The organism is Halioglobus sp. D3-4, assembly GCF_055809315.1.
Window position 1 is genome coordinate 4,417,780 of the sequence record NZ_CM147907.1, and the last position, 16,155, is coordinate 4,433,934.

Genomic DNA, 16,155 nt, shown 5'->3' on the forward strand with positions numbered 1-16,155 from the left:
GCAGTTGTCCCATAGTTTGGTGCACTGTAAAATGCCATGTTTCTTTTCTGTCTATACCTCCCCGGGGAACCCTGAATGCCCAGACTCCATCTGATCCTGGTGATTGGCTTGGTCGCCTGTATCACAGCCTGTAGTAATAGCGGCGGATCATCTGTTGCCGCCACGCAGCAGCCGCTTGATCCCGTGGATCCGGTTGACCCGGTTGACCCGGTCGATCCCGTGGACCCGATTGAACCATGGGCACCCATTGACTCAACAGCCTATTACCAGGCGCAACAGGATTTTATCGACCAGGCTGTCGCTGACGGCAGGGGAGGCACCTACGGTAGCCTGATTCATCTGACAGCTGGTTTGACACCGCCCTCGGGTGGTTTTGATCGCGACCTGGAACTTATGAATGCACGCGAGGATACCGCGGATTTTGCGCTGCCCGCACTGGTGAGCATTCTCGCCAAGCACGGCGATAACCCCGCAATGGACAGCTTACAGTTGCAGTTGATCGAAGACGCGATCATCAATTTTAAATATTGGCCCGATGAGATGCGGGAGGTGCCGGGAACGACGGACGCGAGAAACATGGTGCAGTGGACAGAAAATCATTACATCCTTTTTGCTTCTGGAGCCTACATTGCGGGTCAGCTCTATCCCGACCGTGTATTCCCGGCGTCAGGCAGAACAGGCAGCGAGATGATGGAGGTCTACAAGCCACGAATTCTGCGCTGGCTTGAGTTGCGCTACAAGAGCGGTTTTAGCGAGTGGCTGTCCAATGTGTATTACGATGAAGATATGCCTGCGCTGTTGGCACTGATCGATCTGGCGGATGACGAAGAACTGGTCAATAAGTCTCGCATCGTTCTGGATCTTATGATGGCAGATATGGCCCTGAATAACTTCAATGGCAGTTTTGCCTCTACGCACGGTCGCAGTTATATCAGAAGGATGCGCGGTGGGTCGGACTCTACTCGCGGTGCAATGAATCTGGCATTCGGACTGCACAACCGACATACCGCCAGCACTACTGCGACCATGATGGCCGTCTCCACCAAGTATGTGGTGCCGGCGGTGTTGCAGTTGATTGCCAATGACGTTAGTGCAGAGGGAATGGAGAATCGCCAGCGCATGGGGATACGCATGGAGGAGGCAGTCTACTGGGGCCTGGATCCGACAGATATTGATGATGGCATGCTGTTGCTGACGATGGAGCCGTACACACACCCCCTGTTTATCGACACTTTCATCGAAATGCTTACGACCTATGATTTGTGGGATTTGCGGGATTTCCAGCCATTCAATGACAACAGGTCGCTGCTGGAGGACCCAGTTATACGCGCCATTGCCGCCAGTACCTATGAATGGGATATAACCCGCAATATGCGACCGGAGGCAAATCTCTATACTTACCGTACCCCCAATTACATGTTGAGTACCGCGCAGGACTGGCGCAAGGGCTTTGGCGGCGACCAGTCTTCCATCTGGCAGGCGACACTCGGTATGGACGCTGTGGCATTTACTACACACCCGGCGAATGAAAAAACCGATGGCGGTACGCCGAACTACTGGGAAGGTTCCGGGACGCTGCCTCGGGCCGCGCAGATCAGGAATGTGGTGATTTCGCTCTATGATGTGGAAACCCGCGAGGGTCTCTACGTTACCGACCAACCGTTGTACACACACGCCTATCTGCCCCGAGACAGATTTGATGAGGCGGAGAAGGATGGCAACTGGTTTTTTGCCAGCTTCGGCGATGCCTATCTGGCGCTGTGGTCGTCCGACCCGACGGCCGACTGGCTGCCCAACGCAGACCGCACAATTGGTGGTGGCGGTGACTACGATATTGTCGCACAGGGCGAAAAAACCATCTGGCTGTGTGAGCTGGGTGACGCAGACGCGTACGGTGACTTTGAGGGTTTCAAGGAGGCAGTCAGATCAGCCCCGCTGACGGCCGACGCCCAGAAGCTGCAGATCAGCTACGACTCTCCCTCGCAGGGCCTTATCGAAATGGGCTGGGACGGCGATGTCATGCACAATGGTGAGCCTGCGCGACTGGAGGGCTACGGGCGCTATGAGAACCCCTGGAGTGAATCCGGTTTTCCCGCTGATGACATCTCTTTTGACTATGGTGAGCGTCACCTCGAGCTGAATTTTGATGCCGGCACCCGGCGCGTAAATTGAGGCAGTGCCCTGACGGCGTCTTCAGGTGAGTATCGTCATACTGCGCGTACTGCTTATCGGGCTATGCCTCGTCCCTTTGGCGCAGGCTGCTCCCACGCAGCTGGTGGACGAAGCCCCGGTGATTATCAGCCAACCCGAGCCCGGCGTCATATTGGTGGATTTCGGGCGAGTCGCGTTCGGCAATATCACACTGCGCGCTGCGCCCGGTGCCAGTGACGAGCTGACAGTGCACTTCGGTGAAGCGTCACTGGACGGCCGTATCAACCGAGCGCCGCCTGGCACCGTGCGTTACAGCGCGACACAGGCCGTGTTGCAGGGAGACACCCCCGTTGTCGTTCATCCACGGGTGAATGAGCGCAATACCCAGCAAGGTGGCTACAAGCAGCCGCCAGCTATCCTCACGCCGCAGGAATGGGGTGTGCTGCTACCGTTTCGGTGGGTGGAAATAGAGGGCTGGAACGGCGCATTGCATCCTGAGCAGATCACGCGCCGCGCGGCATACTCCGCGAGTTGGGATGACGATGCCGCCGCGTTTGAGTCTTCAGATAGCATGCTGAACCGTATCTGGGAACTCAGCCGCTACTCCATTAAAGCCACCTCCTTCGCCGGGGTTTACGTCGATGGCGATCGCGAGCGCATACCGTACGAGGCCGATGCCTATATCAACCAGATCAGTCATTACTACACGGACAATGATCTGCAGATGTCCCGCGATACCTTTGATTACCTGATGCAATACGCCACGTGGCCAACCGAGTGGGCATCTCACATGGTGTTTATAGCCTATGCAGACTGGATGCAAACCGGCGATATCCAGTGGCTGCAGCCGCGCTACGAGGCATTGAAAGACAAGTTATTGCTGGAACGCGCGGGCCGCGATGGGCTCATTACCAGCGATTGGTGGCAGAGACGCAAAGGCGACATCGTCGACTGGCCCCAGGCAGAGCGCGATGGCTACCAGTTAACCCGTGTGAACACAGTGGTCAATGCTTTTCACCTGAAGACGCTGGAGAAAATGGTCACGTTGGCCCGTGCGCTAGGACAGGAGGCCGATGCAGCGGAGTTTGCACAGAGGCGTGAAAAGACCTATGCCGCGTTTCAGGACAAGCTATTCCTGACGGAGCAGGGCCTTTATCGCGACGGCACGGGGACTGACCATATATCGCTGCACGCCAATCTGTTTCCACTGGCATTCGGCCTGGTGCCGCCCACTGACCGCGATCCAATGGCAGACTGGCTGGCCGATCGGGGCATGGCCTGTTCCGTGTATGCGGCGCAGTATCTGTTGGAGGGCCTATTCGAGAATGGCGCTGGCGCGCAGGCCGTGGCGTTGATCACCGCGCCCGGTGATCGCAGTTGGCGGCACATGGTTGAAAGCGGCCTAACGATTACCTCCGAAGCCTGGGATATGAAATACAAACCGAACCAGGATTGGAACCATGCCTGGGGAGCAGCCCCGGCCAACCTGTTGCCGCGCTATGTCCTCGGTGCTGAGGCCAGCGCTCCCGGCTGGGCGGTCGCGCATATTCGACCTATCACATCAAACCTTGAATACGCGCGGGGTAAAGTCCCCACTCCCCGCGGCCCGATACTCATTGACTGGGAAAATGGCGAGCGATTCACACTCGAGCTGACGCTGCCGAAAAATGTATTGGCTGCCGTCAGTCTGCCGACAGTGCAGGGCGCCAGTGGCGTTTACCTGAACGGTCATCCGGTTAAGGCTACCGTGGTGGATGATCGCTGGATACTGGACAGCCAGATTCTCGGTAGCGTGACATTGGAAGTAAAGTAGCCACGCCGGGATTGGCGCGTCGCTGGGCATATAATCCCTACAGACTGCCTGTGCCGTTGAGTGCTTTGCGCAATAGTTCCAGCCCTTCATTGTTGTTGGCCTGCAAGCCAGTACGAATCGCGTTGAGCATGGCTTCATACGCGTCAAAATCGCTCGCCCCGTTCCAGGGTGCGGTGTCGGCGGTCGGCCATACACAGGTGAACGCATGCAAAGTACCCTGTGTACCCGCCACCACGCCCAATGTCGGGTTGTCGACAGTCACGACCTGGTATTGTGTGTAGCTCAAGGTCGGCCCGGTCGCCCCTGCGGCGCTCCACGACCATGTCGCGGCGGTTGTCGTATCCGCGCCAGCTAACGCAAAGACCTCCTGCGCGGGGACTGAAACGCAGAACTCGTCACTACCGGTGCCGGCGCAGACTTTGGTTTGCCCGCCTTCACCAAACAGCAGTGCAATATCAAGACCCATCTCGGCGCCCGCTGGTACCGAGCCCGAGGGCGCTGTATACAGCTCCTGCACATTGTCAAAGGCCACGAGTTGGAAATCATCCGCTGCATTATTGGACTGCAGGAAACTGACCAACTGTGCCACCGCCGAATTGTCCTGATAGCCGCCGTCAGCGAAGCGTGCAAACTTTGAGGCGGCCAACTCGTGGACTGTCAGTGGCAGGTCCTCGCCGGCGGCAATCGGCGAGCGTAACGTGACGGGCACTGCAAGGTCAGACAGTTCATAGGCCAGTTGCCAGGTAAAATCATCGTAACCATTGGCCTCCAGCACACTGTAGCTGGCGAGAGCACCGACGGCAGCGCTTGAGGCAGCGGTTGCCAGCAGTACAGGAACGCTGTCGGTACTGAGCTCGCTGTTCATCACGTTCGCCTCGGCCGAATCTCCCCAGTCAGCATCCTGATAGGTAAGCTCAAAGGTTCCGGCACTGAGAACAGGGGGTGGAGTGAGCTCGCTTGCGACACTGGCGAAGGTCACTGGCGTGACATTTACCTGCTGCGGCCCGCTGCCGGACAAAACGGCATCGTAGTACAGCTTGTCCAGGGTATAAGTCTCGGTGAGAATGGCTCGATCTGTGAGCATGGTCGCAGCGATCAACAGGGATTTGTCCGCAGCCCAGTTCTGGCGGCTGCTGCTTAACAGGGTGGGGGATGCTTGCAGCGCCCGATTCATGCTGAAGGGCTCGAACACAATATTGTTTACAATCTCTGTCCATATTAGACCGCCGCTACCAGCCAGTGATGCCAGGCGACAATAGAAATACAGCAGGGGCTCGGACTGTTGGAACGGGCACCAGTTGGACTGTACCAGTGCCGCCTCGAAATCATCGAACAGGGCGCGCTCCTGCCCGAGGTATCCCTGTGGCGATATGAAGTTGGCAAATGCATCCTGGCCTTCGAGCGACGCGCGAAAATCGGCGGAGTAGGTCAGCATGCTGAGAAACCACGTACCACCGGAGTTCGAGGACAGCGTATCCACATTCCCAAAGACATCGTTCACCGTGTAGGCGCCATCGTCCAGCAAGCTCATCAGCCAGCCGGAATGCGCCGTGTGGGCGCGCCAGCCACCGCCTGCGAAAGCCACATGTACAGTAGTGTTTTCATCGGCATCGGTGTTTGCTGTGGTGTGCCCCGAGATGTTGTCGCTGCCATCTGAGCTGCAGCCCGTAAACCACAGCATCGCCAGCAGCAACGGCAACCGAACCGCCCTGTCTGCCCCGAATAATCGCATTGATTTTCCTGTCCTCTATTCTCTATTCGTTAGCGCCCAGCTAAGCGTGCCTAAAACCGGCACCCATAAAAACCCCAGCTAGGCTAACTCCAGTGTTGCCACCGTGCCAGTCTTATCCTTGCGGTTCTCCAGTCGCAGTCGTCCCCCGTGGGCATTGGCGATTTGGCGACAGAGTACCAGGCCGATCCCCGAGCCCTTGTCCTTGGTGGTGTAGAAAGGTACGAATAAATTCGCGGGGTTGGCCAAGCCGTGGCCGCTATCCAGAACCTGAACAGCGACTTTGTTCTCCAAATTACCCAGTTTTAGCTCAACTGGCTGGCAGGTGTCGCCCATTGCTTCCAGACTATTCTTGATCAGATTGATTAGCAGTTGTTCGATTAGCGTTGGATCTGCATGCACGATAGCCTGTGACTTCTCTTCACGTCGATACACCACTTTTTCACCATAAAGCTTTTGCAGCTTTTCCAACAGGGACGCGAGGTCGAACGGGCGCTTCTGTGGTTCGGGGAGGCGTGCGATGCGGGCGTACTCCGCGATAAAGCGGGTGAGATCCTGCGAACGCTGTCCAATCAGCCCCAGTCCCTTCACGAAATCATCATCGCCACGTGCGACATCGGCCAGCGCCACACGCGAGGCCAGTGTCTGGCTGATCGAACTGATCGGGGTCAGGGAATTGTTGATTTCGTGGGTGATGACTCGTATCAGGCTCTGCCAGGCACGTGCCTCCTGCTCACTTAAGACCTGCTTAAGGTCGGTGATGAAAAGCAGCTTACCCGGTCGGGCGCCGGTGCGGTATTCCTGCCAGCTTATCTGCCAGTGCCCGCTGGCACCGGGAAACTCCTGTTCGATCAGGCTTGGCTCTGTTGTGAAAACCAGCTCGGCGAAGGGTGTAATTGTGATACTGCGATTGATTAAATCCGCGGCAGGTAGCGCGGCCAGCTTCGCCGCCTGAGGATTGACCAGTTGAATGTTTTGTTCACTATCAACGGCGAGAATCGCAACCTGTATCTGCGCAATGATTTTTCCCAGCAACCCGCGCAGTTCCTGCTCCTGTTGCTCGGAGCGTTGCAGGCAGTCGGCCAGTGCATTGACCTGCTGGTACAACTCGCCCAGTGCGCCGGGCTCGCGATAGCGGCAGGAACGCAGGCTATAGTCCTCCAGTCTGATGGCCTCGACCAATGTGCTTGCCGTGCGAAGGTGGTAGGTAAAGTGTTGCCGTACGCGCTCGGCCAGCAACACTACCCACAATAGGGCGAATGCGCTGATGACCAGCTTGGATGTCAGGGGCTCGGAACTGCTCAACCAGAACCACAGCAGAAGTAATAGTGTCGGTACTGCTACCAGTAGTACATCCAGAAACAGTCGAACATCACTGGCGATGCGGTAGCGGTGCGGTTTGTCGCGCTTTCTGTAACTCGCGTTCAAGTGGACAGGCCATGCTTTTCCAACCGGCGATACAGTGCGGACCTGCTCAGGCCAAGGTGTCTGGCGGCCTCTTCGGCGTTACCCTGATAACGAAGTAGTGCCGCATCGATCAGGTAGCGCTCTGCAGCTTCCAGCGTGAGGTTGGTGAACTGTGGCTGAACTGTGACGCGGCTTTGTCCTGCAGTAGGCAGCTGCATATCTTCTGCGCTGAGACTGTCGCCCTCGCAAAACAGGCTGGCCCGCGCGACCACATGCTGTAGTTCGCGGATATTTCCCGGCCAGTGGTACTCAGTCATGGCCTTTACCGCGCTGCTGGAAAAGCTCAGTTTGCCGTCGCGATGATTGCGGGTTTCTCCCTGTAGAAAACTGTTCGCCAATGGCAATATGTCTTCCCGCCGCTGTCGCAGCGCAGGCATATGCAGGCTGACACCCTGTAGTCGATAGAGCAGGTCCTGTCGGAAAGCCTGTGCCTCTATTGCGGCGTCGAGGTCGGCATTGGTAGCCGACAGGATACGTACATTCGCTTGTTGGGCGCGCGAACTCCCCAGTTTTTCATAGCGCTTCTCTTCCAGTAGCCGCAGCAGCTTGCTCTGCTGGCTCATGGGGGTATTGGCGATTTCGTCGAGAAACAGCGTACCGCCCTCTGCCAGCTCCACACGGCCCACTCGCTCCTGACGGGCATCCGTGAAGGCGCCCCTGATGTGGCCGAACATCTCGCTCTCAAATACCTGTTCTGCGATGCCGCCCATATTGATCGACAGAAAGGCCTCCCCGGCGCGGGCGGACCGAGCGTGGATATAACGGGCCAGTAAGCCCTTGCCGCAGCCGTTTTCTCCGGTAATGAGAATGGGAATGTCGGAGCTGGCGAGCTTTTCTACCTGTCGCAGCAGCGCTCGCATAGCGGTTGACTCAGCGCAGGGTGTAATATCTGCGCCCAACTCCTGGCGCAGCAGGCTGTTCTCGGCACGCAGGCGACGTTGTTTCTGTTTCGCAGTGGCCAGCTGTAACTGTGAGCGTAGAACGGCCAGCAGGCGTTCATTCTGCCAGGGCTTTTCCACGAAGTCTGCAGCGCCCCGGCGCATCGCTTCCACCGCCAGGGCGACGCTGCCCCAGCCCGTCATGACGACAATCGGGAGAAACTCATCGCGCTCGCGCAGGGCAGATATCAACTCCAGGCCCTCCATGCCCGAGGTGGTATCCCGGCAGTAGTTCATGTCGATCAGCGCAGCCTGGATACCACCCTGATCCAGCCGTGCCAGAGCCGCAGCAGCATTGTCGACTTCCGTAGTGTCCAGGCCTTCACTGCGCAACAGCATCGATGCCGACGTGCGGATACTGGCGTCATCATCGGCAATCAATACAGTCATCGCAGCCCCGGAAGTTATTATTCGTGATGCAGTGCGGCCGCGGGCTCCATGCGCACCATTTTCCGTGCGGGCAGGTAGCTGGCACCCAGTACCAGTGCGATCATCACTGCGCTGATGATGATAACAATACTGACCATGGAATCCAGAAGGCTGGGGAATTCTGCGGTAAGTAACCAGGCTGCCGCCACTGCTCCGCCGCCACCAACGAGAGCACCCGCCAGCAGAAACAGGCTGCCCTGACGCAAGAAGAACCTCACTGTGTCGCGGTCGGTCTGGCCGAGTGCGCGCCGAATCCCCATATCCCGTGTGCGCAGCAGCACGCTGCGCGACACCACGCCGTAAATGCCCGTCCCAGCTAACACCAACGCGATCAATGCTACCACGATAAACAGCTCACTCAGCGTTCCCAGAATACGGGTATTTACGGACATGGATTCATTCAGCGGGCGTACAATCATGATCGCGGTGTCGCGGTCTACACGGGTACCCACGCTGCGGACCTGCTGCTCAAACCTCTTGGGTTGCTGCTCGAACTTCACCACGACCATGCCGAATTCGGGGGTAAACTGGGCCAGCGGGTGATAGAGGTTGAAGATATCACGGCTGTGACCCAGGGCCTGCCCCTGGTCGATATGCTGGATGACGCCGACGATGGTTACTTCGCGAGTAGGCGGCCGGCCGGGCACTTCCTCGGGGTTTATCTTCACCTTTTTGCCCAGTGCCGATTCCCCGGGCCAGAAGTGCTCTGCCATGTCTCGATCAATAATAGCCACTTGCAAATTATCGTCAGAGTCTGTGGTGGCAAAGTAGCGCCCCTCCAATAGCCTGACGCCGAAGTCCTGAAAGTAGTCGGTGCTCACGGGGATGCCCTGCAACTGTGGCAGTTCTCCTGCCTGCTGCAGATCGAGGTCGGGAAGATCGAAGGCCGCACGCCACCAACCAAAGCCCGGCAGTACGGTGGTGACTGCCGCATGCTGTATGCCGGGTTCTGCTTCCAAAGCGTTCTCAAGGTTTTGGAAGTAGCGCAGGCGATCGCCAGTATCTTTGTAGCGCTTCTCATCCAATACGACCATTCCTGAAACGGTGTTCTCAGCGGACAGGCCGAATTCCACGCCCGACACCTTGTTGACCGTGGCCACGAATGCTCCACTGAGCACCAGTAGGAAAAAAGACAGCACGACTTCCACTGCCACCAGAGTCGTGGAGACTCTCGAGTTTCCGCGCCCGGCAACGCCCTTGCTGCCACCGGCCAGTGCCGTATTGATCTCAACCCGGGATGCACGCCAGGCGGGAATGCCCCCGGCCAGTATCCAAATGAGCAAAGTGGCACCGATGGCGATGAACAACACATCGGCGCTGATATCAAAGCGCATCCAGAACGGCAGAAATGTGGAGCCCACGACGACTTCAGTCTGGTATTTTACAAAGCGCGCGCCGTAGGTCCCCAGCCACAATCCGAGCCCGCCGCCCAGTAGTGAGATCAACATCGATTCCAGTAGTACCTGGCGCATGATGCGCGCCCGGGTGCCGCCCAGCGCGCTGCGAATAACCAGTTCCTGAGTACGTTCGCTGGCCCGCACCAGTAGCAGATTGCCGACGTTGAGGCAGGCCAGCAGTAGGATAGAGGTTGCGGCAGCCAGCATCACGATATTCATCACGCCGAAGTCGGTGGTCGAGGCGGCATCGATGAAGGGGATCGCAGTTGCGGTCACGTTCTCGTATTCATCGGGGTACTGTCGCTGCAGATCTGCGATGATGCCAGCCACCTCGCGGCCGGCCTCTGCCTGGGTTACTCCCGGCTTGAGGATGCCGATGGGCGTATAGTGTGCGCTGTGGTCTCCCGGCGGGCTGTTGGGCGGGAGTTGCAGGGGGCGCCACAAGTGGTGATCGGTGGGGTAGCGAAAACCCTCAGGCATCACGCCTATTACCGTGTGCATCTCGCCCTCGATGCGCACCCGATATCCGATGATATCTGGTCGGGCGCCAAAAAAGGTCTGCCACAGCTGGTGTCCGATGAGGACCACCGGCGGAGCACCCGGTTCGCTGTCCTGCTCGTTGAGCGCGCGGCCCAGAAACGGTTTAATGCCGGTGAGGCGCATCAGTTCGGGTGATATCTCGGTACCCCAGGGTGCCTCCGTGATGCCGCCGTCATTGATGGTGGTTGAGCCGTTCAGGCGCGCAGCTCCCAGCACATCAAAGCTCTGCGTGCTGGCCGCTAACGTCTGCAATGTGTTCGCGTGGAACCGGTCGCCTTTGGCGATACGACCGCTGTTCTGATAGATGTGTTGAAGGGCCACATAGCGATCACCATTGGGCAGGGGCAGGGGTTCGATCCCCTGATTGCGCACGATGACGTAAATGGTGAGCGCCAGAGCCAGCGCGAGTGCGATCACCATGACACTCAAGGCAGCGAAGCCGGGCGAACGACCCAGTAAGCGCAACGTATAGCGCAGATCAAACCACAGCGTACTCACGAGGCAATCTCTGCTTCGCGGCTGCGCTGGGCCGCGTCTGTGGTCTGGTCGTCGACAACCTTGCCATCGTGCAGTTGCACGGAGCGCTGCGCGCGACCGGCACTGGCGGGGTCGTGGGTGACGATGCAGATGGTGCTTCCCCTGGCGTGTAACTGGTCCAGCAGGTCCATCACAATGGCCGCATTTTTGGAATCGAGGTTGCCGGTGGGCTCATCCGCCAACAGTACCTTGGGTTGACCGGCCAGTGCGCGTGCGATCGCAACGCGCTGCTGTTGGCCCCCGGACAATTGCGCCGGAAAATGGCGGCTGCGGTGGGGTAGTTCCACCCAGTCGAGTGCCTCCTCCACGCGGCGACGCCTCTCCCGGTTGTTGAGATCAGAGCGATAGCTCAGTGGTAACTCGACGTTTTCATAAACCGTCATTTCTCCAATCAGGTTGAACGCCTGAAAGACGAAACCGATCTCGCGATTGCGAATACCCGCGCGTTCGCTGGAACCGAGACCGGCGACATCGCGTCCGGCGAGTTTGTAGCTGCCACCTGTGCAGGTATCGAGTAAACCTATTAGCGAGAGCAATGTGGACTTACCACAGCCCGATGGTCCGGAGATTGCAACGTACTCGCCCCTGCAGATATCAAGGTGTATCGCATTGAGCGCACGGGTTTCCAGCTCCTCGGTGTAAAACACTTTGCTGATGTCTTGCAGTTCTATCAGTAAGTCCTGTGCCATGGTGTCACCTCAATCGATGTGAATACGTGAATGGTCCTGCCAGTCGCTGGTATCAGACAGGATGATACGATCGCCGCTATCCAGCCCGCCGACGATTTCGATCTTGTTGACCGAGGCCTGCCCGGTCTGTACGGCGACGCGTTCCGCAATGTCCTGGCCCGGAAGTAGGCGGTATACGGTCAACTGGCTTTCGGCACGGGCATAGGCAGGTTTTTCTACGATCAGGGCATCGTTCAATTGGGCAATTGTAATGATGCCTTCAACTTGCAACTCCGGCCGGGTGCCCGGGGGCAGGGTATCCATCAATATGACGTCGACCACCACAGTGCCCTCGTTCACGGCCGGATCAACCCGACTGACGCGGCCCGTCACCGTGCCGTTACGCGTATCGATGATTGCCGGCTGCCCCACCGCTATGTGAGTGGCCTGTCTGGCGAGTACTTTCAGTTCTGCGTAGAGGTCTGCCTGTTTGGCAATGCGCGCAACCTGCGCACCGGGGAGCAGGCGTTGACCAATTTCCAGGTCGAGTTGCTGTACCATACCTTTCATTCCGGCTCGTACCGTTAGGGATTCCACTTTGTTCTGCGCCCGCTCCATGGCGCGGGCCAGTTGCTCCACCTGCGCCGTGCGCGCGGCGAGTTGCGTCTGGATATTGGTTTCCTGTTTCGTGGCACGCTGTTGCTCAATCTGGTGGCTGGCGCGCAATTGCTCTACTTCCAGTTGCGTGCGTCGATAGTCAATGTCGGGAATGATGCTGGAGGTTTCCCTGAGCCGGGTTTCAGCATCCAACTTCAGCAGAGCACTCTCGTGCGCGAATTTTGCGCGCAGCGTGGCAGATTGCTGATCCAGCAATTGATTCTGAAGGTCAACCTCGTAGGACACTAGGTTGGCCCGGCCACCCTCCAGCGCCGCCCGCGCCTCTTCAGCGTTATTGACGAGCTCAGGGTTGCTGAAGGTCACCAGAACATCGCCTTTCTCAACCTCCTCGCCGGCGCGCCGATGAATGGTCAGCACACTGCCCTCAACTTGCGCCGCGATCCACTGGACCTCGCGTGGCAGTAGTACCCCACTCGCGCTGATATCAATGGCAAGGTTCTGGCGGGCCACGGTATCGATGCGCAGCGAGTCACCGTCGACGCGACGCGTCGCCAGGTCGATGGAGAGGATCGCCCATACGACGGCGCACAGTGCTGCAACCAACAAGGCGATCCTGAGGCGGCGGTTGGTCTGGCTTTTTGGTGGTCGGAGGCTGTCCATGCCGGTACCTGAAGTGGGTGATTACAGCTGACAACGCAAAGCCTGTGCCAAGTTCTATCTATATGATTTATATAGAAATATGGGTATCGGACGCGCTGGATAGATGACGCCTGTCCCACAAGCGGGATTGCAGCGTCCCAATACCGGCATGTATGAAAGGCGTTCTCCTCGCACGCATTCCCCTCCGAATGGTCGCCTGAAAGCCAGATTTGCCATGGCGCCAATGGCATGAAAGTCTGCCCCCTCTGCGATCTTTCGCACCAAAACAATACACTTTCAGGCGATTTTTCGGTGCATGGCTCTTGGTATTCAGCGCTACGGTAAATCGACGATAAGTAAAAATATTTAATTAAATCAATAATTTAAAATTATACATACATTCTGGCATGGTAATTGCGATGGTCTACTGCAACAGCAGAACTAAGGCAGGATTATGCAATTACTTAATTTCAAAACGCTTTGGGGACATACCGGCTCAATAGAAGAAGCCGCTGTTCTGGCCAAAGCCTCTCATTTTTCCGGGCTGGAGGCTCCGGCTGTCAGTGACAATCCGGCTTATGTGCAGGTGCTGGGTCAGGTATTGCGCGATCACGGCCTCGACTGGGTTCAGGAAATCTGCACGGCGGGTTCCTATGTGCCCAGACGGCGCGCCACTGTCAGTGAGCACCTTGAAGATCTCGAGGCGCAACTGGTCCTCGGTAAGTCGCTGAAACCCCGTTTCGCAAATGTGATGGGGGGCTGTGATGCCTGGCCTGTTGCCAAAAGTGTTGAGTTTTTCAAGGCGGCGATGGACATCGCAGACAAGCACGGTGTGATCTGTTCATTCGAGACCCACCGCGGTCGCTCCTTTTACTGTCCCTGGAATACCGTTGAGGTTCTCGAACAAATACCCGACATCAAAATCACCTGCGATTTCAGTCACTGGGTAGTGGTGTGCGAGCGACTGATGGACAGTGAGTGGGACGCCATTGAAGTCGCGGCGCAGCACGCGCACCACGTGCACAGCCGGGTCGGATACGACCAGGGCCCGCAAGTGCCGCACCCGGCTGCGCCGGAATACGCGGAGGCACTTGCCAGCCACCAGCGCTGTTGGGAGGTGATCTGGGCTGCGCAGATGGCGCGTGGTTATCAGCAGACAACCATGACGCCGGAATTCGGCCCCGATGGTTACCTGCACCACCTGCCGTTTACCGATGCGCCCATCGCAGATCTCTGGGATATCAATGCCTGGATTGGACTCACTGAACAACATCACTTTGAACAATGGTCACAGGAGACCACAGAACGGGAGGCGCAGCGTGCTTAAATCACTCGGACTTCGAGACCCCGCAGGCGCGGGCTACACCGCCGCCGTACTCTTGTATATCGCCGTCGCCTATATCGGTGGCTGGATAGCGATTTTTCAGGACGGAGCGGTGATTAATACTTTCGGGGTAATCCTGTTGGCGCACGGCATGTTTATCGCCTCCTACCTGCTCCACGACTGCGGCCACAACGGGGTATTTCTATCCTCGCAACGCAATGCGCAGCTGGGCGAGATTCTGAACTGGATAGCGGGCAGCTGCTATGGGCGGTATGAGGATATTCGCTACAAACACATGCGCCACCATGTCGACAACTATGACCCGGTGGTGTGGGACTACCGCAGCTTTCTGAAACGCCATCCGGCGCTTGAAACTTTAGTTAAAGCTGCCGAATGGGCCTACATACCGGCGGTCGAAATCCTGATGCATACCATGCTGGTGCTGGCGCCGTGGTGTATCGAGTCCAAGCGTGAGCAGCGCGCCAGAGTGCTGAAGGTGCTGCTCGTGCGCGGCAGTCTGTTGGCGTTGGTGTTTGTGCTCAGCCCGACGGCGTTTTTCCTGTATATGCTTGCGCAGTTGTTGTTGTTCACCGCACTGCGTTTCATGGACTGCTACCAACACAACTATGAGGTGGTGTTCAATCTTGATGAGAAAGGTGTAGAGCCGCCTCACCGCGGTGATGCAGAGTATGAGCAACGCAATACCTACACCAATCTGTTGTCGTCCCGCTTTCCAAAGCTGAACCTGCTCGCGCTGAATTTCTGCTACCACAATGCGCACCACGAAAAGCCCACGCTGGGTTGGTACCGCTTGCCGGAGCTGCACGCGCAGATGTATCCGCAGGTTGAACCCCAGGTGCTGGGCTTTGTCGAGCAGGCGCGATCGTTTCATAAACACCGCGTGGCGAGGATCTACGCTGAGGACTATGGCGATGATGAGGTGAAGGCGTCGCTCTCCGAGGGGCGGGCCGTCGGTGCCGATGCGCTCAGCTTTCTCACCGCGTTTTAACTGTCAGCCATGGATTCCTCTACCACAATGTCTCATTCCGTATTAACCGAAAGTGCTGCACCCGCTAAAGCCGAGGCTGTTAAAGCGGAGCCCAGCAGTGCTGCGCCCGTATCCAATATGTCGCTGAAAGCGTTGCTGGGTTCCCGGATATTTCTGGGTTGTCTTGGCTGGACGCTGTTTGTCGGCGGTTGGTGGTTTGCTGCGAATGCCGACCTGGCACCGGAGCGCCTGTTTCCCGGCCCCGACAAGGTGTTTGTCAGCCTGTACGAATTGCTGGCCGAGAAAGATTTTGCCGCTGATATCTGGGCGAGCGTCAAACGTATTCTGACGAGCTTTTCGATCGCTGTACTACTGGCCCTGCCCTTTGGCCTGTTGATAGGCGCGTACCGCCCGGTGGATCGACTGCTGGCGCCACTGGCGGGGGCATTCCGCTATCTGCCAGCACCGGCCTTTATTCCGCTGCTTTTGATGTGGCTGGGTACTGGTGAGGCGCAGAAGATCGCACTGCTGATTATCGGCGTCGTGTTTTTTCTTATCATCATGATTGCAGATGTGACCCGCCAGGTACCCAGGGTCTATATAGAGACTGCCCGGACACTGGGGCTGCGCCCGATACAAATACTTGGCTCGGTGATTTTTCGAGCCAGTCTGGCTGGCTATGTCGATGTATTCCGACAGTTGTTGGCCGTCAGTTGGACTTACCTGGTGATCGCCGAGATTGTGGCGGCTACCGACGGCATAGGCGCGATGATGATGCGCGCCAAACGCTTTGTTCACGTCGACGACATTATGGCGGGCATTCTGGTGATCGGCCTGCTCGGCCTGTTGTTCGATGCGCTGTTTAAAGCGCTGCATCGCAGCGCGTTCCGATACCTTCAACCGAAGTAGCAAGACCC

At 57.6% G+C, this 16,155-nt stretch carries 11 protein-coding genes; 5 read left to right on the top strand and 6 right to left on the bottom strand.

Annotated features, from left to right (window positions below; all coding sequences use genetic code 11):
- Positions 1-75: 75 nt before the first annotated feature.
- The gene (locus tag AC0L6S_RS19525; RefSeq protein ID WP_473425791.1) at positions 76-2,172 is read left to right on the top strand and encodes a hypothetical protein; all 2,097 of its coding nucleotides are present in this window, start codon (positions 76-78) and stop codon (positions 2,170-2,172) included.
- Between the two features lie 25 nt (positions 2,173-2,197).
- Entirely contained in the window at positions 2,198-3,964 is a 1,767-nt protein-coding gene (locus tag AC0L6S_RS19530; RefSeq protein ID WP_473425792.1) for an alpha-L-rhamnosidase-related protein, read from the top strand.
- Between the two features lie 37 nt (positions 3,965-4,001).
- On the opposite strand, the gene AC0L6S_RS19535 is transcribed toward AC0L6S_RS19530, so the two are convergent.
- From AC0L6S_RS19535 to AC0L6S_RS19560, 6 genes are all read right to left on the bottom strand, one after another.
- Positions 4,002-5,696 (bottom strand): hypothetical protein, encoded by a 1,695-nt coding sequence (locus AC0L6S_RS19535; RefSeq protein ID WP_473425793.1) that lies wholly within the window; start codon positions 5,694-5,696, stop codon positions 4,002-4,004.
- Positions 5,697-5,774: 78 nt separating this feature from the next.
- On the bottom strand, positions 5,775-7,121 hold the full coding sequence (locus AC0L6S_RS19540) for a sensor histidine kinase (RefSeq protein WP_473425794.1): 1,347 nt from the start codon (positions 7,119-7,121) through the stop codon (positions 5,775-5,777).
- A complete protein-coding gene (locus AC0L6S_RS19545; RefSeq protein ID WP_473425795.1) occupies positions 7,118-8,488 on the bottom strand; it encodes a sigma-54-dependent transcriptional regulator in 1,371 nt (456 codons plus the stop codon). The genes AC0L6S_RS19540 and AC0L6S_RS19545 overlap by 4 nt, the downstream gene beginning before the upstream one ends.
- 17 nt (positions 8,489-8,505) lie before the next feature.
- Positions 8,506-10,962: an ABC transporter permease gene (locus AC0L6S_RS19550; RefSeq protein WP_473425796.1), complete on the bottom strand. Its 2,457-nt coding sequence runs from the start codon at positions 10,960-10,962 to the stop codon at positions 8,506-8,508.
- On the bottom strand, positions 10,959-11,690 hold the full coding sequence (locus AC0L6S_RS19555) for an ABC transporter ATP-binding protein (protein WP_473425797.1): 732 nt from the start codon (positions 11,688-11,690) through the stop codon (positions 10,959-10,961). The genes AC0L6S_RS19550 and AC0L6S_RS19555 overlap by 4 nt, the downstream gene beginning before the upstream one ends.
- A 9-nt stretch (positions 11,691-11,699) precedes the next feature.
- Complete coding sequence (locus AC0L6S_RS19560) at positions 11,700-12,947, bottom strand: efflux RND transporter periplasmic adaptor subunit (protein WP_473425798.1); 1,248 nt, start codon at positions 12,945-12,947, stop codon at positions 11,700-11,702.
- 433 nt (positions 12,948-13,380) lie between these two features.
- Here AC0L6S_RS19560 and AC0L6S_RS19565 point away from each other — a divergent pair, with 433 nt between their 5' ends.
- Genes AC0L6S_RS19565 through AC0L6S_RS19575 form a run of 3 tightly spaced genes read left to right on the top strand, consistent with a single transcriptional unit; the run spans position 13,381 to position 16,147 of the window.
- Entirely contained in the window at positions 13,381-14,253 is an 873-nt protein-coding gene (locus AC0L6S_RS19565; RefSeq protein WP_473425799.1) for a sugar phosphate isomerase/epimerase family protein, read from the top strand.
- Positions 14,246-15,259, top strand: coding sequence for a fatty acid desaturase (locus AC0L6S_RS19570; RefSeq protein WP_473425800.1), 1,014 nt, complete (start codon positions 14,246-14,248; stop codon positions 15,257-15,259). Before AC0L6S_RS19565 ends, AC0L6S_RS19570 begins: the two co-directional genes overlap by 8 nt.
- 27 nt (positions 15,260-15,286) lie before the next feature.
- Entirely contained in the window at positions 15,287-16,147 is an 861-nt protein-coding gene (locus tag AC0L6S_RS19575) for an ABC transporter permease (protein WP_473425801.1), read from the top strand.
- Positions 16,148-16,155 lie beyond the last annotated feature (8 nt).